Origin of the sequence: Trinickia fusca (genome assembly GCF_003628145.1) — a bacterium.
Taxonomy (GTDB): domain Bacteria; phylum Pseudomonadota; class Gammaproteobacteria; order Burkholderiales; family Burkholderiaceae; genus Trinickia; species Trinickia fusca.
Genome location: NZ_RBZV01000006.1, coordinates 260,156 through 284,874, shown reverse-complemented (window position 1 = coordinate 284,874; position 24,719 = coordinate 260,156). Strand labels below are relative to the sequence as shown.

At 61.8% G+C, this 24,719-nt stretch carries 25 protein-coding genes and 1 pseudogene; 14 read left to right on the top strand and 12 right to left on the bottom strand.

The genetic code is table 11. The features are described 5' to 3' along the window. Positions 1-388: 388 nt before the first annotated feature. Complete coding sequence (locus D7S89_RS16805; protein WP_121278983.1) at positions 389-874, bottom strand: GNAT family N-acetyltransferase; 486 nt, start codon at positions 872-874, stop codon at positions 389-391. 162 nt (positions 875-1,036) lie between these two features. After that, on the bottom strand, positions 1,037-1,288 hold the full coding sequence (locus tag D7S89_RS16800; RefSeq protein ID WP_121279035.1) for a hypothetical protein: 252 nt from the start codon (positions 1,286-1,288) through the stop codon (positions 1,037-1,039). Positions 1,289-1,373: 85 nt separating this feature from the next. Between D7S89_RS16800 and D7S89_RS16795 the strand changes: the two are divergent. After that, a pseudogene (locus D7S89_RS16795) lies at positions 1,374-2,046 on the top strand (transposase); the annotation flags it as partial. A gap of 122 nt (positions 2,047-2,168) precedes the next feature. Here the strand turns inward: D7S89_RS16795 and D7S89_RS16790 are convergent. From D7S89_RS16790 to D7S89_RS16780, 3 genes are all read right to left on the bottom strand, one after another. Further along, complete coding sequence (locus tag D7S89_RS16790; RefSeq protein WP_121278981.1) at positions 2,169-2,543, bottom strand: VOC family protein; 375 nt, start codon at positions 2,541-2,543, stop codon at positions 2,169-2,171. A gap of 32 nt (positions 2,544-2,575) precedes the next feature. Next, a complete protein-coding gene (locus D7S89_RS16785; RefSeq protein ID WP_121278979.1) occupies positions 2,576-3,298 on the bottom strand; it encodes a helix-turn-helix transcriptional regulator in 723 nt (240 codons plus the stop codon). Positions 3,299-3,599: 301 nt separating this feature from the next. Beyond that, positions 3,600-4,508, bottom strand: a complete 909-nt coding sequence (locus D7S89_RS16780) for a LysR family transcriptional regulator (protein ID WP_121278977.1) — start codon at positions 4,506-4,508, stop codon at positions 3,600-3,602. A gap of 146 nt (positions 4,509-4,654) precedes the next feature. Between D7S89_RS16780 and D7S89_RS16775 the strand changes: the two genes are divergently transcribed. Further along, positions 4,655-6,112, top strand: a complete 1,458-nt coding sequence (locus D7S89_RS16775; protein ID WP_121279033.1) for an amidase — start codon at positions 4,655-4,657, stop codon at positions 6,110-6,112. A gap of 96 nt (positions 6,113-6,208) precedes the next feature. Here D7S89_RS16775 and D7S89_RS16770 read toward each other — a convergent pair whose 3' ends face one another. Continuing rightward, positions 6,209-7,789 carry an extracellular catalytic domain type 2 short-chain-length polyhydroxyalkanoate depolymerase gene (locus tag D7S89_RS16770; protein WP_183085239.1) on the bottom strand — a complete coding sequence of 527 codons (1,581 nt, stop codon included), beginning with the start codon at positions 7,787-7,789 and terminating at the stop codon, positions 6,209-6,211. A 398-nt stretch (positions 7,790-8,187) separates the two neighbouring features. Here D7S89_RS16770 and D7S89_RS16765 point away from each other — a divergent pair, with 398 nt between their 5' ends. From D7S89_RS16765 to D7S89_RS16755, 3 genes are all read left to right on the top strand, one after another. Continuing rightward, positions 8,188-8,607: an amino acid-binding ACT domain-containing protein gene (locus D7S89_RS16765; protein ID WP_121278973.1), complete on the top strand. Its 420-nt coding sequence runs from the start codon at positions 8,188-8,190 to the stop codon at positions 8,605-8,607. 5 nt (positions 8,608-8,612) lie between these two features. Continuing rightward, positions 8,613-9,092, top strand: a complete 480-nt coding sequence (locus D7S89_RS16760) for an OsmC family protein (RefSeq protein WP_121278971.1) — start codon at positions 8,613-8,615, stop codon at positions 9,090-9,092. A 219-nt stretch (positions 9,093-9,311) separates the two neighbouring features. Then, complete coding sequence (locus D7S89_RS16755; RefSeq protein ID WP_121278969.1) at positions 9,312-11,501, top strand: prolyl oligopeptidase family serine peptidase; 2,190 nt, start codon at positions 9,312-9,314, stop codon at positions 11,499-11,501. A gap of 182 nt (positions 11,502-11,683) precedes the next feature. Here D7S89_RS16755 and D7S89_RS16750 read toward each other — a convergent pair whose 3' ends face one another. The 4 genes from D7S89_RS16750 to D7S89_RS16735 form a co-directional block, all read right to left on the bottom strand. After that, positions 11,684-12,379: an autoinducer binding domain-containing protein gene (locus D7S89_RS16750; protein WP_121278966.1), complete on the bottom strand. Its 696-nt coding sequence runs from the start codon at positions 12,377-12,379 to the stop codon at positions 11,684-11,686. A gap of 550 nt (positions 12,380-12,929) precedes the next feature. After that, positions 12,930-13,520, bottom strand: a complete 591-nt coding sequence (locus tag D7S89_RS16745; RefSeq protein WP_121278964.1) for a LysE family translocator — start codon at positions 13,518-13,520, stop codon at positions 12,930-12,932. A 120-nt stretch (positions 13,521-13,640) separates the two neighbouring features. Then, positions 13,641-14,264 (bottom strand): acyl-homoserine-lactone synthase, encoded by a 624-nt coding sequence (locus D7S89_RS16740; protein ID WP_121278962.1) that lies wholly within the window; start codon positions 14,262-14,264, stop codon positions 13,641-13,643. 62 nt (positions 14,265-14,326) lie between these two features. After that, complete coding sequence (locus tag D7S89_RS16735) at positions 14,327-14,746, bottom strand: DUF4902 domain-containing protein (protein WP_245982979.1); 420 nt, start codon at positions 14,744-14,746, stop codon at positions 14,327-14,329. A 584-nt stretch (positions 14,747-15,330) separates the two neighbouring features. On the opposite strand from D7S89_RS16735, the gene D7S89_RS16730 reads away from it, so the two are divergent. From D7S89_RS16730 to D7S89_RS16715, 4 genes are read left to right on the top strand one after another with little or no spacing between them, the layout of a single operon-like run. Continuing rightward, entirely contained in the window at positions 15,331-16,131 is an 801-nt protein-coding gene (locus D7S89_RS16730; RefSeq protein WP_183085238.1) for a thioesterase II family protein, read from the top strand. Between the two features lie 25 nt (positions 16,132-16,156). Beyond that, on the top strand, positions 16,157-16,930 hold the full coding sequence (locus tag D7S89_RS16725; protein WP_245982978.1) for a Phenylacetic acid catabolic protein: 774 nt from the start codon (positions 16,157-16,159) through the stop codon (positions 16,928-16,930). Next, positions 16,927-18,105: a radical SAM protein gene (locus tag D7S89_RS16720; RefSeq protein WP_121278956.1), complete on the top strand. Its 1,179-nt coding sequence runs from the start codon at positions 16,927-16,929 to the stop codon at positions 18,103-18,105. Before D7S89_RS16725 ends, D7S89_RS16720 begins: the two co-directional genes overlap by 4 nt. Next, positions 18,096-18,632 (top strand): PaaI family thioesterase, encoded by a 537-nt coding sequence (locus tag D7S89_RS16715; protein WP_121278954.1) that lies wholly within the window; start codon positions 18,096-18,098, stop codon positions 18,630-18,632. The genes D7S89_RS16720 and D7S89_RS16715 overlap by 10 nt, the downstream gene beginning before the upstream one ends. 61 nt (positions 18,633-18,693) lie before the next feature. Here the strand turns inward: D7S89_RS16715 and D7S89_RS16710 are convergent, their stop codons facing one another. Next, on the bottom strand, positions 18,694-19,707 hold the full coding sequence (locus tag D7S89_RS16710) for a glycosyl hydrolase family 18 protein (RefSeq protein WP_245982977.1): 1,014 nt from the start codon (positions 19,705-19,707) through the stop codon (positions 18,694-18,696). Between the two features lie 214 nt (positions 19,708-19,921). Here D7S89_RS16710 and D7S89_RS16705 point away from each other — a divergent pair, with 214 nt between their 5' ends. The 5 genes from D7S89_RS16705 (at position 19,922) to D7S89_RS16685 (ending at position 23,253) form a co-directional block, all read left to right on the top strand. After that, positions 19,922-20,881, top strand: coding sequence for a CPBP family intramembrane glutamic endopeptidase (locus D7S89_RS16705; protein ID WP_121278950.1), 960 nt, complete (start codon positions 19,922-19,924; stop codon positions 20,879-20,881). A gap of 52 nt (positions 20,882-20,933) precedes the next feature. Then, a complete protein-coding gene (locus tag D7S89_RS16700; RefSeq protein WP_121278948.1) occupies positions 20,934-21,452 on the top strand; it encodes a hypothetical protein in 519 nt (172 codons plus the stop codon). 141 nt (positions 21,453-21,593) lie between these two features. After that, entirely contained in the window at positions 21,594-21,794 is a 201-nt protein-coding gene (locus tag D7S89_RS16695; protein ID WP_121278947.1) for a DUF2905 domain-containing protein, read from the top strand. After that, positions 21,791-22,930, top strand: a complete 1,140-nt coding sequence (locus tag D7S89_RS16690; RefSeq protein WP_121278945.1) for a CapA family protein — start codon at positions 21,791-21,793, stop codon at positions 22,928-22,930. Before D7S89_RS16695 ends, D7S89_RS16690 begins: the two co-directional genes overlap by 4 nt. A 74-nt stretch (positions 22,931-23,004) precedes the next feature. After that, entirely contained in the window at positions 23,005-23,253 is a 249-nt protein-coding gene (locus D7S89_RS16685) for a hypothetical protein (RefSeq protein ID WP_121278943.1), read from the top strand. A gap of 30 nt (positions 23,254-23,283) precedes the next feature. Here the strand turns inward: D7S89_RS16685 and D7S89_RS16680 are convergent, their stop codons facing one another. Next, positions 23,284-24,717, bottom strand: coding sequence for an RtcB family protein (locus D7S89_RS16680; protein WP_121278941.1), 1,434 nt, complete (start codon positions 24,715-24,717; stop codon positions 23,284-23,286). Between the last annotated feature and the right edge of the window lie 2 nt (positions 24,718-24,719).

Below are 24,719 nucleotides of genomic sequence, written 5' to 3'. Positions count from 1 at the left end.
TCACTTCCTGCCTAGTGTTAGTCAAAAACACAGTCTTATGCCTACCCGTTATTTTAAGTGGGAGGCTGTGTCCGGTGTTTCAGGGGGCTGCTCCATATGGCGATCCGCATTGCGCCGAGCGTCTCATGCATCCGGTTCTGCGGCGCTCTCAGCAAGCGTGTTTCGTCTCCGAAAAGTGACGCTCATGAGTGGCAGCTCTTGGCCGGCAACTGCCCTCCGTAGAGAGGCCGCAACCGATCCGAAGCGGTCCGTCACGCTTCCCGGAAGCGGCCCCTCATGAAGGTGGTAACGTGCGCTTCTGGTGACCGAAGTTTAGAGGCAATTGGTCGGGTACACATGGGGAATACTCACCTCTCGTTACGATTGAGCACACAGCTGGCTTGGCGCGTTAGTCCGAGCGGGAGGTCACCCAGGCAGTGGCACGCCGCACCGCTGGCTTCGTAGCTAGTTCATCCAGTGTGATGAAGAACTCGAAGCTCTTGTCGTTCTCCCGCGTCACCAGAAATCCAAGCTTGCGATGGAACGCGATAGACAATCGGTTGGTCTTATAGACATGGCTTCGTAGCTCACCGATCCCTCGTTCGGCCGCCAGAATCGCGATCTTCGCGAACAATTCATTTATTACGGTGTACGTCCGATGCAAGGGATGTGTACCAAAAGCGCCAACGAACCAGCACGCTCCTCCTTCGGGCCGGAGCATTGCATAAGCCGCGAGTTTGCCGTCCCGTCGCACGGAGCACACCTCATTAATCTCTAAGGACTTGCACAAATTTGCTCGGTGCTCGTCTACGTCGAAGGCGTCGCCGGCTCGCTCAGTATGCTCACGTAGCGTAAGTACATCAAGCGCGAGAAGTTCATCAACAGAAGGGGACATAGGGGGAGATCAAGATGATGGAGGGGCACGCTGCAAGAGTACTTTGGATCAAAATTTTCGCCAATTCATGCTGCGTCACGGAGCGACCGCTTGTGGCAGAGGCGGTGTGAAAACGTGTCGTTAGCTTTGATCGACGCTTTGCGGCAAGGGACGCACGACGAGCTAGCGGCTCCGCTCGAACTTGAGTTCGATGTCGGGTTCGGCAGAAGCTAAAAACGTGCTGACCTGTTCAGCTGCACTTGGATCAAGCCGGGAGTGCTCGCTATCGAGGTATTCCACCACCTGTTCAAGTGACCAAGGTCCCAGCGACGTGATGTAATCAGGGATCTCATCTTGAATCTGTCGCCACGATTCATACTGCCTGCGGGACAAAAGAATTCCGTCACTTCGCGTGTAGATCACGTGGAGGTCCACGAGTATTCTCGCCAATCAATTAGAGTCTTCATTCTCTCATGTGATTGCCTAGACTTCAGTGAGCCCTTCGAGGCTGGAGGAACAATTGAAGCGATTCGTTGAGGGTGACGACCGCAGACAGGTGACGTTGTTGCCGGAATGTCTGGATGACTTCGTTGCCGACGATAACCCGGTGCGGATCATCGATGCATTCGTGGAGGGGCTTGAGTTAGAGACGCTGGGCTTTGATGGAGTGAGGCCATCTGCAACAGGCCGCCCCTCACACCATCCGGCGGTGCTATTGAAGATCTAAATTTACGGCTATCTCAACCGAGTTCAGTCGAGTCGTCGGCTCGAACGTGAATGCCAACGGCCAGTTATCTCTTACAGATCCCGACGCGCGCTCCATGGCGACGAGCGGAAAAGGCTCGGGCATGGTGGGGTACAACGTGCAGGTGGCCGTGGACCATAAGCATCATCTCGTTGTGGCCCATGAGGTAACGAATGCTGGACACGACCGTGCTCAGCTTAGCCCGATGGCGCAAGCTGCCCGTGATGCAATGGGTAGGCCCCGTCTCAAAGCCATAGCGGACCGAGGCTATTACAGCGGGCCGCAGATCAAGGCATGCGCGGACGCAGGTATTGCTGTGATCCTGCCCAAGCCAACAACATCCCGCGCGAAGGCTCATGGCCGCTTTGACCGGGCGGACGTCATCTACATTGCCCGCGACGACGAATATCAGTGCCCGGCCGGAGAGCGCGCCATTTACCGCTTTACGCGAGAGGCAACCGCCATCCGCGGAGAGGCCGCAACCGACCCACAAGGGACGGTCGCATCTTCCCGAAGCGGCCGTTCGCGAACAAAAAACGACGCGGCGGGCAGTCATGACGGCGGGTTTCCTCAACGCTTGGGACGGGAAAATATGTTGACGAGATTGCCATCCGGGTCGCGCAGCAAAAGCGAACGATTGCCCCACGGCATCAACGTCGTGGGCATTACGATGTTTGTCCCGGAGGCATTCATCCGTTCGAACACCACGTCAACGTCCTCCACTTCGAACTCCAGGATCGCCGATTGGTTTGCAGCCGCAGTGGCAGCACCGACATTGAAAAGCTCGATCAGATGCTCAGACGATATCGCAAGCGTCGCTCCTCCGAATCGTATTTCAGCAAATCCATCCGCCGGACGTACAGCCTCGATACCGGAAAGCCTTTGATAAAACTCGACCAGCCCATCGATATCCCGGGTAACCACACGAACCGATGCCAACTTCATTTTGCGCTCCTCGCCAAGAAAGGGAGCTCAGACTAATGGTCGATACTGTCAGATTCTGGCAGTATCGTGCGGCTGGCGACATGATTGAGCCTGCGCCACTCACGGAGCAGTGTTGACCGCCTTTGGGGGTAGCGCTCTTTCAACTGCTCGACGCTCACGATCCGGTCCGAACGGAAATTCCGAAAATCAGCTCGAAGCTCGCACCAACACATCAGGACCCGCGCTTGGTCGAAATACACCAAGGCAAAAGGCCAAACGACACGCTGCGATTGAATACCACTGGCGTCCGCGTATGTAATGTTGAGCTTATGCTCTTCTCGGACTGCGGCACGCAGAAGGTCAGGTGAGACTTTGTGGGCAGGTCTCTTCAACGGTGCGCCGACTAGGAGCGAAGACTCCTCCAGTTCGCGACGCAGTTCAGTGGGCAGTACGGCGGCTATCTTCGCAAGCGCGCTCAGCGCACCGGACGATAGCGTCTTGTCGCAGCGATCGGCCACCCAGCGCATGCCAAGAACCAGGGCGTCGAGTTCCTCTGAGCGAAACATCATTGGCGGCAGCATGAAACCCGGTTTCATCGCGTAACCAACGCCCGGTTCTCCCTCGATCATTGCTCCTTGTGCCTGCAAACTGGCGATGTCCCGATATAGCGTGCGGATGCTCACGCCGAGCTCCTCGGCCAGGGCTTGGCCACGCACGGGACGTCGATAACGACGTAACACTTGCAGGAGATGAAGGAGACGTTCGGAGCGGGACATAGGTGAATCCTGATATCGACACTGAAGTAAATCGGCGACGCTATCGGCTACTTTAAGTCGAATGCAATAGGTCGCGTCCAGACAGACAAACGGACAGACATTGCATTGTTGACGATCTATGCGGCTCTGTCGAACGTCTCAATCTGGCCGAACCAGGAAGCTCGACGCGCGTGTCCGGCCGCGCACTCACGATTCGAGAGCCAACTTCCTCAACCCTTCTCGGACTTCGCGACGCATTGGCTCAGCCGTCGCTTACAGAGTACAGCAGCCATTCGAGCAGTCCTTCGGACTGCTGTACTCCCTACCTCGTATCGCCAAACCGCAATTGCGTCTTTAGGTAGTGCAGAAAAGCCTGCAATTTCGGCGAGGGAACCCGCTCTCGCGGGAACAGCGCATTCAAATCTTGTTGTGGACCGATCCATTCAGGCAGCACCTTTACCAAGCGCCCAGCCTCGACCTCGGGCGCCATGCTGGCATCCATAGCCAGCAACAAACCTTTCCCCGCACGCGCGGCGTCAAGAATGAGCACAGGGTCGCTAGCCACGATCACGGGTTCGAGAGCATAGTGACTCGGCTTGCGCCCCACCTTGCGCAAAGGCCAGGTGTACCCGCTGTCGCTGCGCGCCTGATGAAGTGCGAGCGACGGATGGAGATTCAACTCGTCGGGGCCGGCTGGCGAGCCGTGCCTTTCGACATACACGGGACTCGCATAGACCGACGTCGAAAAGCTTCCAAGTCGCCGCGCGACGAGACTCGAATCGGGAAGGGCGCCAAGACGCAGCGCGACGTCGACTTCGTCGTTGAAAAGATCCAGCGGCACATGCGTCGCAAGAATATCGAGGCGCACATCGGGATAGCGCGAGCAGAATCCGGCAATCAATGGTGCGATCCATGTAGCGCCGAACGAATAAGGCAGTGTCACGCGCAGCCAGCCTCCGGGCGTCCCGCGAATGCGCTGGACGGCGTTCTCCGCCTCGTCGAGCTGACTGGCGATAGTGCGGCAATGCTCGAAGTAAGCCGCACCCGCTTCGGTGAGGCGCAGTTTGCGCGTGGTCCTGTGCAGCAGGAGCGCACCGAGGTGTGCCTCGAGTTCTCGTACTCGCCGGCTGACCGTTGTCTTCGGAATCTGCAACGCGACCGCTGCTGCGGTAAAGCTGCCTGATTGCACGACGCGGAGAAAGACGAGCGTGTCGTTGAGATCCCTGCTCATTGACGCATGCATCCCGGCTGAACGTTGAAGATGGCGCGAGCCTACCACAGGCATTGTTCCATGGATGGCTCAATCCTTGCCACGGCAACGGGCTAATCGGCCGTGCGCTCCTGCACTATCGTCTGGCCTTCAACACGGAGGCGGAAATGAATCTCAGCGAATACACCAGTCACGATGCAATCGGGCTAGCGCAACGGGTCGCGGACCGGGAGGTCACGCCCGCGGAGCTTGCCGAGCTAGCACGCTCGGCGATCGAAGCCGTGAATCCCGACATCAACGCAGTAGTCGAGCACTGGCCGGCTAGCGAAAGCGGCGGCTACGCGGAAAACGGCGCGGGTCCGCTGGCTGGCGTACCGTTTCTGATCAAGGATCTCGCGGTGGCCATGAGAGGTAAGCGCCTCGAGCTCGGAAGCCGGCTCGCCAGTGGCGTCGTAGCCCACGCAGATTCGTGGCTTATGTCCCAGTTTCGCGCAGCGGGACTCGTTACGATCGGCCGCACGACTACGCCTGAAATGGCATTCAGCACGACCACTGAGTCCACGTTCCAGGGAGCGACGCGCAATCCTTGGCAGCTTGGTGCAAGCGCCGGCGGTTCGAGCGGTGGAGCCGCTGCGGCGGTCGCAGCCGGTGTCGTCCCGCTTGCACATGCGACGGATGCGGCCGGCTCGATTCGGGTGCCCGCTGCCTATAACGGCTTGTTCGGACTCAAGCCGACGCGCGGGCGCAGCTCGAACGGGCCCGACCTCGACGAAGTCTTCGCGGGCTTCGGCGTTCAACTGGGCGTGAGCCGGAGTGTGCGGGACAGCGCCGCGTTGCTTGATGCGATCCAGGGACGCGCGATTGGCGAACCCTACGTGACCCCCGCGCCGGCACAGAGCTTTCTATCCCAAGTGGATCGCGAGCCTGGCAAGCTCAAGATCGGCATGATGATCGATCCTTGGAACGCGGATCGAACCGACCCGGCAATTGCGGCCGCGGTGACGGCGACTGCCTTGCTTCTGGAAGATCTCGGTCACACGGTCTACGAGGTGCGGCCGACGCTAGGCGTGTCGTGGGATACCTTCGTGCAGATGAACGCGACGATCTGGACGGCGACGCTCGTCGGCTGGATCGAAGGGCTGGCGGCCGCGATGGGGCGTCCGATCGATGAGACGACGCTGGAGTCGGCCACCTTGGCCTGTTATCGCGACGGTAAGGAGGAAAAGGCGTCCGCATTCGCCGCCGCGCTGGCCACGCGAAACACGGTGACGCGTGCGGTCGGGCACTGGTTCGAGGATTTCGACGTGCTGCTCACGCCGACGCTTCCGCACATGCCGCCAGACATCGGGGCATACGGCAAGGACTCGGAATCGATGAGCGGTCTCGAATGGACTCAGCACGTTTTTCAGCATTCACCCTTCACCCCGCCGTTCAATGTTGCCGGGGGCCCTGCGATGTCAGTCCCGCTAGAAAGTCATCCGGAAACGGGATTGCCGATCGGCATGCAGTTCGCCGCAGAATTCGCGCGGGAAGATACGTTGTTGCGACTGGCCGGTCAGCTCGAACGTTCACGGCCTTGGGCTGATCGGCGGCCTGTCGTATGGGCTGGGTTCGGTTTGTCGTGACGACAAGTTGCAACCGAACATCAAGCCGCTGGCCGTCGAACTCGAAATACGCTCGACGACCAGCTGCGCGACTAACGGCTTCGCTACTTCACTGCTTCATTGACACGGCCCGATGACGTAGTAGTTCGAGCTCGTCTGACGCAGGAGCGTGTTGTCGGTCGTCGATAGCGGGCCCGTATAGCCGAGCCATTGGTTCGAGCCTACCGCGTAGATGTTGACGTTGAAGACATCCGTGTAGGCTCGCGACTCGTACCAATGATCGTAGTTGGTGCGGTAGTAAGGATCGCACGCAGGTGGCGTCGCGGCCGTCGTGACGGCAACGGTCGGCGAGTTCGTACTTTCGGTACCAGTCGAATCGACCGCGCGCACAACGTAGTAATAGGTCGTGCCGGCCGTGAGCCCCGAGTCGGCGAAGCTTGGACCGTTCACGGGCGCGGTGTTGATCTTCGTCGGAGAGCAGCCGGCGCACGACGCGCGATAGACGGCGTAGCTCGCCGCGCCGGCGACAGGCGTCCAGTGCAGCTCGACGCGAGTCGTGCTGCTGTCCGCACCTAATCCAGTCGGCGCGCCGAACGTCCCGCCCGGCGTGCCGCTCCAGCCCGAGTAATTGCCGGCAAGATGCTGGACCATCGCCATCACGGTAGCGATCTGTGCGCCGCTCTTTTGTGCGTAATGGCTATCGTTGTATCCCCACCAGTCCCAGCAACCGTTGGGATTCGTCGGCAACGATGTGGTGGCGATCGTTTGCGGATACAGCACGATCAGGTTGTTCGTATCGGCCCATTCGTTGTAGCCGGCATGCGCGTAGTAGTCCGAGCCGATCGCATCGGCGTATTGCTTGCAGCCATGAAACGCAACGTGCACGCGGCATGGTTGCTGCGCCGCGCACGATGCCGGTACGTAGGCATAGCCATACTGCGCCATGCTGATGGAAGCCGGTGTGCCGGAGTAGAACGCGCCTTGATCGAATTGCTGGATCGTGCCGGAGAGCGTGCCCGTGTTGCGCGGGTTCAGTGTGCCGTAGAGATGCTGCAGGATCTGCCCGGCTGCGTCGTAACCGCAGTTGTTGACGAAGTCGCCGCCCGTCACGTTGCAGGCCTGCCCCCACGAATCGGTGACTTGCGAATGCGCGGCAGGAAGATTGTCCTTGTAGAAGATGTTCGCGGCATTGTCGAACGCGGCATAGAAGCTGTAGAGCACGTTCGTGACGCCTGTTTTGACGACCCCGTCGTTGTAGCCGTGAAAGAGCCACACTTTCTGGTTGGCCAGATTGGACGTGGGGTCGATGGCGCCGCTGGCCGCCCAGTTTTGCGCGGTGCTCACGAGCGGCGAGGCGGTGGGATAGCTCGGATAGCCGACCATGCAGCCGCGGTACGCGGTTTCGAGGTCGTCTTGCGCGCAACCATATGGCCCGCCCGCGATGGCGCCGACGCCTTTGACGATCGACGAATTGGCGACCGCGAATTGCACGGCCATATAGGCGCCCGATGAAATGCCTGAAACTGTCGTTTCTGACAGTTTGACGTTGTACGCGCCGAGACTCGTTTGCGCGTGAGCGTGGGGCATGCCTGTCATGGTGAATGCCGATAGGGCAAGCATCGATAGATTGGCGATCGTCGACGCGCATCGTGAACGGGCAATGCGCAGGCGTACCGCTACCGCTGACGGTTTATTCATAGGTCTCCTCCAAGCGCCGGCATGGGCCTTTTCGTGGGCCGGCATGATGGCTGGTGGTATCGGTTCGCGATGGTTTGTCGTGACGAGCGGCGGCGACGCGTGCACATCTGCGAACCAATTGGAATCGTTCGCCCCGCTAGAGCAGCTTTTTAACCGATGTTTTCGGATTTCTTCAAGCGCCACATAGCGAGACCATGGGCTTACTTTGAAGGGTAATGGTTGCCATTGTCACATCCACATTTCACCCCACCCCAAAACGTCGCACGCAGTCCGACCGTTATAGTTCCATCCACACCGAAGCACCCGGAGCAGCCCCGCGCTAGGAGTACCGACCGACCCAATCAGTCGATCCCAACGCCGCGAAGGTCAAATGACCCAAAAACAAGTGGAGAAGTAACATGCAAGACGTATCGATCGATCTCGACCATTGCCCGGGCGCGCTGGCCCAGATGGGCGAAGTGCTCGGCGCCGCGGGTGTCAGCGTGGAGGGCGGTGGCGTGTGGGCCGTCGGCGCACGCGGCGTGGCGCACTTCCTGTTCGAAGACGGCGAGTGTGCCCGGCAAGTGCTGGAGGCAGCCGGCATCAAGGTCGACGCCGTCCGCGACGTGCTGATCCAGAAGCTGCATCAAGCCGTACCGGGCCAGCTCGGCATGATCGGGCGCCGCATGGCGCAAGCGGGCGTCAACATCGAAACGATGTACAGCGATCACGATCACCGCTTGATCCTCGTCGTCGACGATTACGAAAAGGGGCGTGCCGTGTCCGAAGCCTGGGAGCGCGATCGCCTTGCCGCACAACACTTGGCCAGAACGGAGTAAGCGACATGAACCAGCATCACCGTTATTCGATCGCCGTGGAGTGGACCGGCAACACGGGCGAGGGCACGCGCAGCTATACCGCCTACCGCCGAGACCACGTCGTTTCCGCGCCTGGCAAGCAGCCGATCGAGGGTTCGAGCGACCCGGCGTTCCGCGGCGACGCCGCTCGCTACAACCCCGAGGAACTGCTCGTGGCGAGCCTGAGCGCCTGTCACATGCTGTGGTATCTGCACCTGTGTTCGGCGAACGGCCTCATCGTGACCGGCTATCGCGACGATGCCGGCGGCGTGCTCGCGATGAACGCCGATGGCTCCGGCGCGTTTTCGAGCGTGACGCTAAAGCCTGAAGTCACGCTCGATGCGCGCCACGGCGACGCGGACCGCCAAAAGGCCATCGAGCTGCACGAGTCGGCGCACCACCATTGCTTCATCGCACGGTCGATGGCATTCGAGGTCGCTGTCGAGCCGCACGTGCGCATGGCATAAGCCCCGGCGAAGGATCTCTCGAGCGGCGTGACTCGAAGCGAAACCGCGAGAATAGTCGTTACAATTCGGGGCCTTCCTGGCCGTTCCACCCGTGACGAAGACCATTTCGCATCCCGGAACGCAGGTCGAAGCGCCGTAGGAGACGCGGCGCTTCGTTCATGGAAGCCGTCAACGCGCCGGCAGCAGTCGTTTCTCGCGCGTCGTTACTTGAGAGTCCAAATGAAACCAACAAGATCTACCCTCGCTGTAACGCTGGCCCTCGCTTTCTCGTCCGCATCGTGTGCCTCCTGGGCGGCAGACGGCCCGTCCGTCGCCCCGGTGCGGCCGGTCACGGATACCTACTTCGGTACGTCCGTGGTCGACAACTATCGCTACATGGAGAATCTCAAGGACCCCGAAGTCCAGAAATGGATGAGGTCCCAAGCCGACTACACGCGCAACGTGCTCGAGAGCCTTCCGGGCCGGGACGCGCTGGAAAAGCGCATCCAGAGCCTGATGACCGGCGACCTGCATCGCGGTCACTTCACGCGCGTCGGCAAGCGGCTTTTCTATGAGGTGCTGGAGCCCGGCGCCAACCTCGCGAAGCTGGCCTACCGCGATGGCGTGACCGGCGAGGAGCACATCCTCGTCGACCCGGCCAAGCTCGCCAAGGACAGTGCCCATCACTATGCGCTCGACTGGTACTCGCCGTCGTGGGACGGCCGGTACGTGGCATACGGTGTCTCCGAAGGCGGTTCGGAACAGAGCGTGCTGCACGTGCTCGACGTGGCGACGGGCGCCCAGCTCGGCGAAGCCATCGACCGCACCAGCGGTAGCATCGTGACGTGGCGCAGCGACAACCAGTCGTTCTACTACACGCGTTATCCGAAGACGGGCCCCAATACGCCGCCGTCAGAGACCTGGTACAACGCCGTCACGAATCTGCACGTCGTGGGCCAACGCCCGAACGGCGAGGGCGACGAAACCGTGTTCGGGCATGGGGTGTCGGCAAGCCTCGATGTGCCGGAAGGCCAGGCCACTTACGTGTTGCTGTCGCCCGATTCGCCGTATGCCGTGGCGGTCGCGAATCACAACCTGGACAACAACCCGAACACGTTCTACGTGGCGCGAGTCGACGAGATCCACGGCGCAAGCACGCCGTGGAAGAAGATCGCGAGCCCCGAGGATGGCGTGACCGACGTCCAACTGCGCGGCGACCGGCTCTACGTGCGGACGCAGAAGGGCGCATCGAACTTCCGCATCTTGTCGATGCCGGCGGCGCACCCGGATCTCGCGCATGCCGACGTCGTCGTGCCCGAAGGCTCGAACGTGATCGATGCGTTCGCGCTCGCCAGCGATGCGATCTACGTGTCCGAACGCGCTGGCACGACCTTCGCGATGCGGCGCGTGTCGTTCGATGGCAAGGAAAGCCATCCGATCGCTTTGCCGTACGCAGGAGCGATCCAGTCAATGACCGTCGATCCGCGCGCGCCCGGCGTGATGTTCGATCTGCGTAGCTGGGTCAAGGCGCCGCGTGAAATGGCCTACGATCCGGCCACGAAGACGGCCGTCGACACGGGGCTGATTCCGCCGTCGAAGAACGAGTCGAGCGACATCGAGGAGCATGACGAATTCGCCACGAGCTACGACGGTACGCGTGTGCCGATCTCCATCGTCGCGAAGAAAGGCATCGCGCGTGACGGCTCGCATCCGACCATCGTGACGGGCTACGGCAGCTATGGCGTATCGATGGATCCCGCTTATCATCCGGCGTGGCAGGCATGGATCGAGCAAGGCGGCATCATCGTCACGTCGCACATGCGCGGTGGCGGCGAATACGGCGATGCGTGGCATCGTTCCGGTCAAAAGCTCACGAAGATCAACACGATGCTCGACTTCATCGCATCGGCGCAGCACATGATCGACGCGGGCTACACGCAGTCGAAGTATCTGGCTGCCAATAGCGCGAGCGCGGGCGGTATCGTCATGGGCGGTGCGCTGACGATCAACCCGGGGCTGTTCCGCGTCATCCTCGACGACGTGGGTGTGTCCGATTCGCTGCGCTTCGAGACGGAGCCGAACGGCCCGCCCAACGTGCCCGAGTTCGGTTCGACGTCGACCGAGGCGGGTTTCCGTGGCCTCTATGCGATGAGTGCCTATGCGCACGTGCACGACGGCACGCCGTATCCGGCCGTGATGTTCACGACGGGTGCGAACGATCCGCGCGTCTCGCCGTGGCACATGCTGAAGATGACTGCACGCGTGCGCGCGGCGACCACGAGCGGCCACCCGGTGCTGCTGCGTATCGACTATGACGGCGGACACGGCATGGGCTCGAGCGTCTCGCAGTATTCGAGCAAGATGGCCGACGAGTGGTCGTTTGCGTTGTGGCAGATGGGCAAGTCGGGCTTCCAGCCGAAACAGCAGTAATGTGAGGCGGGTTCGCTCTTGAAGCGACCGGGCGCAGCTGCAATGGCGCGCCCGGTCGTCGTTGAGATGCGGCTAGCTGATCGCTATTTGTACGGTAATCGCCTTGGGTGCTCGGATTGTTTTGATTGTGTGCAAATAAAGTGCAAATCGTGTGCGGGTCATATGTGGGGCAATGTTCCGCATCAGCTCATTTCATAGATCACGCCCAGCAGGACGGCTTTGACGATGGCCTGCGTCTTGTTGACCGAATTGAGCTTTTCCATGATGTTCTGCATGTGAAACGTGATCGTCCTTTCTGAAATGGAAAGGATCGACGCGATTTCGATGGCGGTTTTTCCGTCGGCAGCCCACTTCAGCACTTCCTTTTCGCGCGCAGTGAAGTGGTCGACGTGAATACCGTGCCCATGAGCCGGAATCAGCCGCGAACTCGCCGAATGGCCGGCATGCGCGAGAAAGATCAGGCGGCTTTCGCTGGCGCTGATCTCCGATGTCGAAATCGGATCGGCGCCGCGCGCGAAGCTCCACATCGCAATGCGCCCCTGCTTGTCGCGAATCGGCTGTGACCAGCCGTGCGCGAGCCCGTGTCCTTTCGCGTCCTGCCAGAACGCTTCGTCGGTGCGCGCGTTGACGGGCCAGATCAACGGCGACGTGTAGGTCACCCCATAGCGCACGACAGGATCGCGCGCAAAGTAGTTCTCCGCCACATAATGCTTTTGCCAGTTCGCGGGGTAGTTGCTGTGCAGGGTGAACGAAGGCCGCGTCACCGGCAGCGGATCGCGCGCTCCGTACGCACAGAAATCGAATCCCAGCGACCGGACGCGGGCAGAAATGAAGGCAAGGATTTCTTCCGCGTCTTTCGCTTGTGACAGGTCGGTCATTACATCTTCTCTCCATGCATCCACAGCAATCTCCGATGAAAGATCAGCCAACGCGGCTTGGGTGCGCAGATGAATCAATCGAGCCTAGCAAGAGGAAGTCGTCTATTAGCCGTTTCCTGGAAACAAAGTGCCTGTTTTAAAGAGAATGTCTCCGTAGCGTAGTTCGATCGGTTAAACGATATCACCGTGCGAACGCGTGCCCGCTGGCGGCGTGACTGGCCGTTCCAGAATTTGGTCTTGGTGGATTATGGGCAAACTTTGGCGAACCATCCATTGCGCATACTAGAGGAGCATGCCATTGGACGTCGAGCGAAAAAGCCAGTCGATGCACCGGCCGGCCAAAGACCGGCTATCGCTGTAGTGATCTGCCGTGATTGGCGGCAAACGCGGATGCCTCGTGCGGTCGAGGCCCAAGAGAGGCCGCCCCGCCCCCTATTGATGCGATGGGAAGACGTGCGAGTGGGCGCGCGCCGGTGCTACGTTCCCAGCAACGGCACGCTGCGCCGAGGTGCGTTTCAGCGGAGTGATGATGCGGTTTGCCGAACCGGTGTCAGCCGATCCAGATCGGCACGATCGACAGCGCAAGCAGGAGGCCCAGCATGACGTTCGCCACACGCCAATGCCGTTCGGTACGCAGCATGCGGCTCAACATCACGCCGGCCGTGCACCACAGCGCAAGCGACACGATCGCGGCCACGCCGAATGCCGCACCCAGAATGACGGCCAGGCGCAGCGGATTCGGCGTGAGGGCCGCGAACGAGGCCGCGGCACCGAGCGCCATTGCCCAACCCTTCGGGTTCAGCCACAGCAGCAACGCGCCGCCGACGAAACTCGTCGGCGATTGCGAGGCTTTCGCGTTGACGTTGGGCGATCCGCTCGATGCGATCTTGACGGTGAGCCACAACAAGTAGGCCGTGCCGGCGATTTTCATGGCGAACTGCGACGCGGGCGCCGCGCGCAACAGACCCGCAAGGCCGATGGCCGCGATGGCCGCCAGCGACGCGAGACCGAGCGCGATGCCGCCCATCAGCGGGACGCTGCGTCTGAAGCCGAACCGCGTGCCGGATGCCGTCGCGAGCGTCGTTGCGCCACCGGGTGTGATGGTGGCGACGATCACGAACAGAATCAGGGAGAACAGCATGTCGGATGCCCGTGTTCTTTGCCAACGCTGGCTTGCACGCGTCGCTCGAGGATGAACGTGCCCCAGGCCGTCCGCGCGTGGCGTACGGGCTGGGACGCTTGCGTCGACAGCGGTTAAGGGCTAAGCGTAGCAGGCGGCGAGTTCGCGTTCCAGCGCCACGTCAGGCTCGATGTCGAGCGCGGCGAGCGTGATCTCGTCGATTTCGATCCAGCAAGCGAACACGGGCTTGCCGTCGATCAGCTGCGGCGGCGCGGCCCGGTGTGCGTGCACTCTGAGCCGCTTGAGCAGCCGTTCGACGCCGAGCGGCGACACCGTGATGAGGCGGCGCACACCGTTCGCATGCGCGAAGCGCACGACTTCGGCGAGCAGTGCGCGCGTGTTGCGATGCGCGAGTTCCAACGAACTGGGATCTTCGCCGAGGATGTAGGAGGAAAAGCGGGAGATCTCCCAGATGTCCGGCGCGCATGGCACTGGCGCACCGCCCATCAGCGATGGGAACACTTCGCCGAGCAGATACGGTTGCGTGGTCGGCAGCAAGCGCGCGCACGCACATACGGCGCCGCCTTCGATGCTACCCACGACGTAGACGGTATCCGGGCGATCGAATTGGTCGAGCTCCTGCCCGTCGACGACAGGCAATTGCCAGCCGAGCTTCTCGATGAAGATGGCATGGCGATAGGAGGCGAGCGCAGCGGTGAGCCCGGGAGACAGTTTCGCTGCGCTTCCGATCATCGTTTCTAACATTTGCAAGCTCCTGTGGACGACCCATTAAAGTCGATAGGCAGGAGCGACGAAACTGCAAGTTCCTACAGGTCGGTATGTGCCGCGAGCGCGTTAATGTGCTGGCCCCACGAAAGTGTACAAATCCAGTCTTCCAGACATTGCACGGTTTGTGCGGGCCCGATGTCATAGCCTTTGGGGCCCACGATCATCACGTTGCCGGCTACGCTTTGCGGCAACAGGCGGTAGGTATGCCGAGGATCGACGAACCAGCACCAGCCGAGCGTGATGGGCGGGTGCCACACTTGATCGACCCACTCGCAATAGCCCGCGCGGCAAGCCGGCATGCCCGCGTCCCACGCTTGCAGAAGCACGTCCTCGTCGGCGGCCGCCCAGATCGGATTCAGCGTCAGCGCGGTCAGTCGTGCGGCCGGTACGCGCACGTAGCCGTCCGCGGACGTCGGCGTATCCATACGCGCCGATGCGCTCATCCTCGCCAGTCTCATGCCCAATTGAAATCTCCTTGTTTGCGCGTGACGGGGGTGTTTGCGCGTGTGGCCGTATGCTACGGCGGACACATGCGAGAGAGGGCTACACCGCTTCAAAACTTGGCGGGTTCCCGCGTCGACGCCGGGTTGCCCGACGCTTCGTGACAAGGTGTGTTTGATTGGGAACGGCAGGCCGCACGAGTGAGGCGGCTCATCGGCATGGCGTATCGCCGCGTGCTCGGCACAGCGCATGCTGCCGTCTACCGTGACGAATCGGATGGATGATCCGAGCGTCGTAGGGCCATCGCCAGCGGGTAATCGGGATGGCCAAGGGACAACGGGCCGGGCAGGTGCGTATATGCGCATATCGGAGCCGTTTTGCGTTTATCCCGCTTCGAACGAGCGAAGTGCGGCCCATTGTGCTGCCAGAACTACGAAGACGCAAACGATTTGGACCTGCAAAAAACTACAGCTGCCATTTCGTAGAGTCCCATGCATGATGGGTATGGACAGCTTGCGGCCCGCTCGAGATTCCTGGGCCAGACCGCGGGCCGTGTCGAAGGACCTGAGAGCAAAACGACGAGACTGAGAGCGAACGCCCGATGAATTCGAGCGCAGCCCACGGCCCGCGACGCGCGCCGCTGATGATTTTCAAGCCGGTGCGTTCGCCGCGCATGCGCATGGTCTGCTGCTCGTATGCCGGCGGCAGCGCCTCCGCATACAGCCGGTGGCATACGTTGCTGCCCGCCGACGTCGAAGTGTGCGCCGTCGAACTGCCGGGGCGCGGCGCGCGCTTTCGCGAAGCGCCGCTCTTCACGATGGCGGAAATCGTCGACGAGGTGATGAGCGGTTTAGCCAACCCTGTCGGCGTCGATTTGATCGTCTACGGTCACAGCATGGGCGGCGTGGTCGCACTCGAGCTGACCAAGCATCTGTTCGATGTCGGTACGCCGCCGCGCTCACTCGTCGTATCGGGCTGCTCGGCACCGCACCTGCCGTCGCGGCGCCAGCGACGTCTGCATGATTTGCCGCGCGACGAGCTGGTGCGCGAATTGAATCTGCTCGAAGGACTGCCGCGGGATTTGCCCAATGCGGAGGCCTTCATTGACATGTTCCTACCCACGATCCGCGCAGACCTGCAAAGCCACGAAGAGTGGCGTTCCCCGATTCGCGAGCTGCCCGTGCCGATTCACGTGCTTGGCGGACGCGACGATGCGCTCGTGTGGGCGACGGATCTTGCCGAATGGCAGCGGTATTCCAGCGTGCCCGTCTGCACGCGGATGTTCGATGGCGGTCACTTCTTCATCAAGAGCCATCGGGAGGAGGTACTCGCTCATCTGACGGCGATCGTCGATGGCCTCAAGGCCGACACGCATCGCCGCGCGGGTGTGGCGAGCGTCTGAAACGCAGGTGAAAAACGAAAAGGGGATGCACTTGGAACCGACGTATGCAGCGCCCGAGCCGGTGCTCGGCAAGAATGCAGTTAGGACACCAGAAGACTTTAGAAACATGCCCGAGGAGTATCAGAAGCTCGCCACGCATCTGATGCTCGTGCATACCGAGGGCGAGCTGACAGGGGCCGACGACTACACGCAATTGTTCTACAACCTTGCGCCCAACGCCTACGAAAAGCTCGTGTGCTGCGAACGCGCGGGGGAGGAAGTGCAGCACTATCAGCTAAGCGCTGCGGTGCTTTCGGATCTCAACGTCGATACGAGCGCCATGCTGGCGCAGCATTTCCAACAGCGGCCGTACTACGCGAACGAGCTCGTGCGCGGCGTGAAGAACTGGATGGAGCGTGGCATCTTCTCGTTCCTTGGTGAGGCGGTCGTGCTCGAACATCTGCTCGAGTTCCAGGATTGCAGCTATGAGCCGTTCAGCGAGATCTTCGTCAGGCAGATCATCAAGGACGAGCATGTGCACGTCGCGCACGGCTTTCGGATCATCCGCGACGCCTGCTCGACCGACGAAGGCCGCCAGGAGGCGCAGCATGCGCTCGATCGGCTGTGGCCGCACATCCTCGCGCTGTTCGGGCGCGATGAGTCCAAGCGCACTGCGCTTTACGTGAAGTGGGGGCTGCGCAAGACCACGAACGGTGAATTGCGCCAGCATTTCGTGCGCAAGATCCTGCCGCGCCTGGCGGCGCTCAAGCTGGTGGTGCCCGAGATGGCGGCATCGAGCGTTTCCGCGGAGCCAGCATGAGCGCCACACGCGAACTCCAAATCAAGCGCAAAGCGGCAATCGCCGAACGCCTGCCGCTTCTGCTCGCTCAGGACCCCGAGCTCGAACGCCGCTTCACTGAAGTGCGGCGCTTCTCGTCGCTCGTGCGTGCGTCGGAGTATCACCTCACGAACGCCTGCAACATTCGCTGCAAAGGCTGTTGGTTCTTCGAGTTCGGTCACGACCAGAACGCGACCGAGGTCAAGAGCATCGACGAGTGGCGTGACTTCATCCAGAACGAACGCAGACGGCGCGTCAACTGTGCCTTGCTGATCGGCGGCGAGCCGACTCTGTTTTTGAACCGCGTCGAAGCGTTCGTCGAAGGCATGCGCTACGTGTCGATCTCGACCAACGGGCTCAAGCCGTTGCCCAACGTCGAGCCGTTCAAAGACGTGACGGTGTTCATTTCGCTGTTCGGTGGCGGCCCGCTCGATGACGAACTGCGTGCGATTCGCCCTGGCGGCAGCACGTTTACGGGTTTGTTCGACACGGCGCTCGAGAACTATCGCAACGATCCGCGCGCGACGTTCGTGTTCGCGGTCACCGAGGATGGACTCTCGTACATCGAGCCGACGGTGAGGCGCATTCGCGAGAACGGCAACGTCGTCACGTTCAACTTCTACAGCAAGTACAACACCGGGCATCCGCTGCGCATGTTGAATCAGCGCCGTTTGCTCGACGAGATGTTGCGTGTGCGCGAGCTCTACCCCGAGACGGTGCTGAACCACCCTGCACACATCGAAGCGATCGTGACGGGCCATGCATGGTGTGGCGAGTTCGGCTACGACGTGTGCCCGAGCGTGAGCCAGGACCATCCGGGCAACGCCGAGCGGCTCGTGAACGGCAATGCCGCGCTGCCGATGTTCAACACCTGGAAGCCCGATCTGAAGACGGTCGAGCTGTGCTGCACGTCGGGGCATTGCGAAGACTGCCGCGACAGCCAGGCCGTCTATAGCTGGCTGATGGTGAGCCTCGATAAATCGCTCGACAGTCTCGAGTCGCTGCGCAGTTGGGTCGGCGTCGCTGAAGGCTACTGGAAGCAGTTCATCTGGTCACCGTTCCGCCAGGGCGCGAGCGAGCCGGAGCCGGTAGCGGAGCCCGTCGTAACGGCACTACCCGAGGCGGTGGCGACGGAGGACGCGCTGCGATGGGGCTGAGTACGACTTGGGCCGCGGACGCTTTGAGCGTGCCGGGCACGGCGGAGGATCGGGCGCAGTGGCAGGCCCGGCTCGGTGCCATGCCGATTCTCGAGCATCTGGGTGCGGCGCTCGATCTCAGCGATGAGCGCGTCGTGCGGCTTGCGCTGGTGCGTCGCACGCGCGCACACACGGGTGGCCTCGGCACCGAAGCGTTGAACGGCGCCATCATCGCGGGCTTGATGGATTGCGCGATGTCGGTGGCGGGCATCGTGCACTTTCGCGGTCGTACTTGCGGGACGGTGCAGCTGTCGATTCAGTTCATGAAGCCCGTGCGTGCCGCGCAGCCCGTCGTCGAATGCTGGGCGGTGCGGCGCTCGTCGAGTGTCGTGTTTCTCGAAGCGCGGCTCATCGACGGTGACGGGCGGCCCAGCGTGATGGCGACGGGCATGGTGGGCGTGGCGCGGCTCGCCAAGCGCGATTCGGGCACGGACGGGCGCAGCAACTGGCTCAACACCGCGGACCTCGAGACCCGCGACGCGGCTTGATGCTTTTCGCACGCGGTGACGCGGCCGGGGCAAGCGGTGTGCTCCGGCTGCGTCGCTCGCGTCATTGCTGCGCGAGGCCTGCCTTCAGCGCTTGCCAGAAGCGCGCATCTTCCATCCCCAGGGCATACATCGACGTCCCGGCCAGGCCGTACGCATTGACGAGGCTTGCCTTCAGCTTCACGCTGCGTGCGTTTTCGGTCCACACGGTATGCGTGCCGCTGCCGTCGCTGGCGGTGTAGCGGAACGTCACCGAGTTGTTCGAGCCGACATAGCTCGGCTTCACTCCATACTGCTGCACAAGCGCGTCGGTATCGGCCCAAAAGAGTTGCGTACCGGAATCGTGGGCAGGCCAGTCGTTGCCGTACGACGGCAGGCCGTTCAGGATCTTGTTCGCCGGTACAAGCGAGGTGGCGTAGTCGAGGTCGTTTTCCATCCAGTCGGAGCCGGCGACAGGGCCAGGAGACCAGGCTGGGATCGTCTCGTCGTAGGTCATGATCTGCAGATAGTCGACACCGGCGCCGAGTGCGCGCAAATCATAGCCATAGTTGGCCGAATTCGTTTCGTCGGTCGTCGAGAACGCCGGCACGCTGACGATGAGCTTGAGCCCTTGCTCATGCAATGCGCGACCCAGCACCTGCACGAAGTTGCTGAAATTGTTGCGATCGCCTTGGTCGACCCCTTCGAAGTCGATGTTGATGCCCGCGAATTGATTGTTCTGTGCGAACGCGACGAGGTTGCGCACGGCTGTATCGAGGTTCTTGGATGTGACCTCGTGCGCGATCGATGGGCTCCAGTCGCCATCGACGTTCGAGACGCAGCCGTAAGTGGGAATGCCTTTGGCCTTCAGGAAGGCGAGGGCAGTGCTGGGCACCGGAGCGCCATTGCCCGCGACGACCCCATCTTTCGTGATGTTGTAGAAGTCGACCGAGGCAGCGTTGAAGTTGCCGTAATATCGCGTCAGAGAATTGTAATTATTCGAATAATCCGAATAGTAGGCGAGCACCATGGGTTCTGCAGACGCGCTGATCGACGCAACAGACAGAAGGCCCGCGATGCAGGCGACAAGAGGTTTCATTGTTCTTGTTCCGTAGGAGAAGGGGGCTTTCAATATTTCCATAGAATTCCGACTGAATCATTACACTAGCCGGAACGTTCTGCTCTACTAGCGATTTCTTTTCGGCTAGGTAAAAATGCGGCACCTTTCAGGTGGCGGTCGTGATGTCCACTAGATGTTCTAGACTGGACAACCGGCAGCCGTCGAAGAATAAAACGACTTATAGGAGCCACACATGGACGAGACTTATACCCCGCCCCCGGTCGAGGGTGATGCACTGCCTGTTGCTTCGCGCAGCCAGGGATTACGCTGGCTGTTGGTGGGCGGCAATCGCAGGCGCGCCGTGTCGAGCATGCTGCTGTTCCTCGGCGTGTTCGCGTTGTCGATATTCGCGCTTGGCCGTGCCTCCCGGTATTTCCTGCCCCATGTTTCCCGTACGGATGTGCTCACGCCCGGTGTCGGACTGGCCATGGAAGGCATACAACTGGTGTCGGTCGTGATTGCCACCGCCGTGCTCGCGCGGATCGAACGCCGCTCGTTGCTGGCCTATGGCCTGCAAGGCAAGGCGCGCATCATGCGCTTCGTATCGGGCCTGGTTGCCGGGTTCGTGGCGATCTCGCTGCTGGTGCTCGCACTTTGGAAGGGCGGCTTCCTGCAGATCGACGCATCGACGACGCACGGCTCCGACCTCTGGAAGTACGGCGCCATGTGGGGGCTCATGTTCGTCACGACGGGCCTCTTCGAGGAATCGTTGCTGCGCGGTTATCTGCAATACACGCTCGCGCGCGGCTTCGGCTTCTGGGGGGCGGCACTCTTTTTCTCGGTAGCGTTCGGCGCGATCCACGGTGTGAACCCTGGCGAAACGCCGGTCGGGCTCATTAGCGCCGGCTTGATCGGCCTCGTGTTTTGCCTGTCGCTCTGGTACACGGGTTCGTTGTGGTGGGCGATCGGTTTTCACGCGGCATGGGACTGGGGCGAGTCGTACTTCTACGGCACGGCCGATAGCAGCGAAATGTCGGCGGGCGCTCTGTTCGTCTCGCGTCCGCTTGGTCACCCGCTGTTGAGCGGCGGCGCGACGGGGCCCGAGGGCAGCGTGTTCGTGCTCGTGGTGATCGTTGCGATGGTCGTGCTGATGTGGCGCTGGTGGGGGCGCAAGCCGAGGGCGTGGGCGCCTTTGGATGCAACCATGCGGTAAGCGGTGCGCTGCCGGAGCGGCAGCGCCATGCACGCTAACGAGGCGGACCACTATGAACGATCAACAACAAGTACAACAAGCACAGAAGTCACCACCGTCGCAGGATTCCTTCGCCTGCGTTTGCCGTGCGCTTCCTACGCTGTTTTTCTTGGGCGTTTGCGCAGGAGGGGCGATCGCCGCGAGCCGCTACGCGGACACCCTGTTGGTGCGTGCGATTACCATCGTGGTGCTGATCGCCTTTATCGGTGGTGTCGGCTACAAATTCGCCTACGACGCGCTCAAGAGTGCGAAGCAGAAGAGCGACCCCGAACTACGTGCGGAGAAAGCGCGCATCAAATATGCGGCCGAATTGCTGTCGCTATTCGGTACGCTCGGCGCGGTCGCCACGATCGCGCTGTATGCCACCACGATCGATCATACGTTGGCTCAGGTTGGGAAGCCGGCGGAGGTATCTGCCGGCGTGCTCAAGGATCTGCATAGCTTGGCGATCGCCCTGATCGTGCTTGCCTTCGCAGCGGCCGCGTCTGGCCGCAAGATCGCGTTGGCCCGTTACGAAAGGCTGCATCCGTAACGTTCAGGTATCGAGGCGGCGCCGGCGACGGCCGTCTCGAGTCGGCGTGCGCTGTGGGAGAAAGGGGGCAAGCACACGAACGCGGCACGCGCTACGCTATGCAAGTCGGCACCTCCCGGTTGCCATTGCTCATCGCGCGCTATGCAACGCATCCTTCTGATCAGCGGCATCGTGCTGTTCGTGGCGGGGCTCGCCTGGCGCTGGCTCGCGCGGATACCGTTCGGTCGTTTGCCCGGTGATGTCCATATCGTCCGCGAGGGCTTCAGCTTCCATCTTCCGATCGTCACCTGCCTCGTCATTTCAGTCGTGCTGACGATCCTGATCTGGCTATTCCGGCGATGAACGCGGTGGATGTCGTGCAACAGGAACAGGTGCCGTACGCGTGCCTCTTTCTGAGCGGCGACGTGATGACGGGGCGCGGCATCGACGCCATCCTGCCGCACGCCGGCAATCCTCAGCTCTACGAAAATTTCTGCCATTCCGCGCGCGACTACGTGCGACTGGCCGAGCAGGCGAACGGAGCGCTGCCCGCGTCGATCGGCGATGCGTATCCCTGGGGCGACGCGCTGGCCGTACTGGAGCGCATGCAGCCGCATATCCGCCTCATCAACCTCGAAACGGCGGTCACGGCAAGCGCCGACTACTGGCCCAACAAGGCGGTGCTATACCGCATGCATCCGGACAACATCGGCTGTCTGACGAGTGCACGCGTCGACTGCTGCGTGCTGGCGAACAACCATACGCTCGACTGGGGGCGCCAAGGGCTCGACGACACGCTTGCGACGCTACGCGGCGCGGGCATCCAAGCGGCGGGCGCAGGCAAGGATCAGGCCCAAGCGGCAGCGCCCGCAGTCCTTACGCTGGCAAGTGGCTTGCGCGTGCGGGTCTACGCATTCGGCGCGCCGACGAGCGGTGTGCCGGCCTCTTGGGCGGCCACGGCGCATCGAAGCGGTGTGAACTATGTGCCGGAAATCACGGTAAGCCGTGCGGAGATGATCGGACGACGCATGGCGGCCGAACGCGGCCCGGGTGAACTGGTCGTCGTCTCGCTGCATTGGGGGAGCAATTGGGGGTTCGATGTCGGCGACGACGAGCGGGCGTTTGCCCATGCTTTGATCGACACAGGTGGCGTCGACATCGTGCACGGCCATTCGTCACACCATGTGCGAGGCGTCGAGCTCTACCGGGGCAAACTCGTTCTATATGGCTGCGGCGATCTGTTGAACGACTACGAAGGCATCGCCGGAGAAGAGCATTACCGGCCCGATTTGGCGTTGATGTACTTCGTATGCGTCGAGGGTAGCAACGGAACGTTGATCGAGCTGCAGGCAGTGCCGATGCAAATCCGGCAGATGCAATTGCGCTGCGCGCCGGCACAAGGCGCGGCGTGGCTTCATACGACGCTTGCGCGCGAGAGCGAGAGGCTCGGTACGCGCGTCGAACAGGGCGCAGACGGCGTGCTGTTGGTTCGCGGGTGATGGCGGCGGCTTGCGTGAGGTTGGCGATGCGCTATGCTGGCGGAGCGCGGACGCGCGCTTTGGATGGAGGCCCTATGAACCCTCACTCATCAAGTTCGTCGCCGGCGACGGCAACCGAGATCCGAGACATCATCGGGCCGCTCGAGGACGATGTCATCGAGAGGATCATGTCGACGGGAGCGACCAGCGCCGAAGTGCTCGACGCTTACACCTGGCGCCGAAGCGACCAGCGTCTGCAACGCACGCCCCACTACGAATTGCACGGCAGGGCGGCGCATGTGCTGGCGATCCTGGAAACGGAAGAGCCGGACGTCGACGAATAAGGACGAGTAGGGTCTGATGAGGGCGGTGCACTATCCCTTGATGCAGACGACGGGCACGAGCCGTACGACCTTGCGTGCGAGGCCTGCGGCTTGGGCAGCATCGACGACGGCTTGAACGTCCTTATACGCGCCCGGTGCTTCCTCGGCTACGCCACGATCGGAAGGACTCCGAATCAGAATGCCGCGGCTCGCCAGCTCTTCGACGATCGCTCGTCCGCGCCAGCGCGCGGCAGCGTGCGTGCGGCTCATGTTGCGGCCGGCACCATGACAAGCGGAGCCGAACGCACGTTCATCCGCCCCTTCATTCGAGCCGACGAGTACATACGACGACGTCCCCATGCTGCCGCCGATCAGTACCGGTTGCCCCAGATCGCGGATCGAGTCGGGCAGGTCGGGATGGCCGGGGCCGAACGCGCGCGTGGCGCCTTTGCGATGCACGAAGAGCCGTTTCGTCTTGCCGTCGACGAGATGGTGTTCGACCTTGCACGTGTTGTGCGAGACGTCATAGAGCAGGGTCAGACATGCCTGCGGCAGCACTTTCGAGAACGCCTCGCGCGCCAGATGCGTGAGGATCTGGCGGTTCGCCAGCGCACAGTTGATCGCGGCGCGCATGGCGCCCAGGTAGCGTTGGCCGAGTTCCGATTGAATCGGTGCACAGGCGAGTTCGCGATCGGGCAGATCGATGCCATAGTGCTTGGCCTCAACGACCATCTCCCGGAGGAATTCCGTGCCGATCTGATGGCCGAGCCCACGCGAGCCGCAATGAATCGACACGACGATCTGGCCGCGCTGTAAGCCAAGCCCCTCGGCAATCGACGGCGCATAGATCTCGTCGACCTCCTGCACTTCGAGGTAATGGTTGCCCGAGCCAAGCGTCCCCATTTCGTCGCGCTGACGCTTCTTCGCCTGAGGCGACACGGCGGCAGGCTTGGCGTGATGCGCCATGCCCCGCTCTTCGATCCGTTCGAGATCGGCCTGCGTGCCGTAGCCTTGATCGACGGCCCACTTGGCGCCGCCAGCCAGCATGTCGTCGATCTTCGTTGCCGACAGGTGCACGGGGCCGGTGCTGCCCACACCGGCTGGAATGCGCGCGAACAAGGTATCGGCCAGACGTGCCTTCACCGCGTCGACTTGCGCTCGGACGAGGCCGGTATGTAGCGTGCGGACGCCGCACGAGATGTCGAAGCCGACTCCGCCGGCCGAGACGACACCGCCAGCTTCGGGATCGAACGCGGCGACCCCGCCGATCGGAAAGCCGTAGCCCCAGTGCGCATCCGGCATGGCGAACGACGCGCTGACGATGCCCGGCAGTGCGGCGACGTGGCAGACCTGTTCATAGACCTTGTTATCCATGTCTTCAAGCAAGCCGCGCTCTGCATAGATGATGCCGGGCACGCGCATCTTGCCGGTCGCGGGAATGTGCCACTCGAAGTCGCTATGCTGTTCAAGGAGGGAGAGGTTCATGC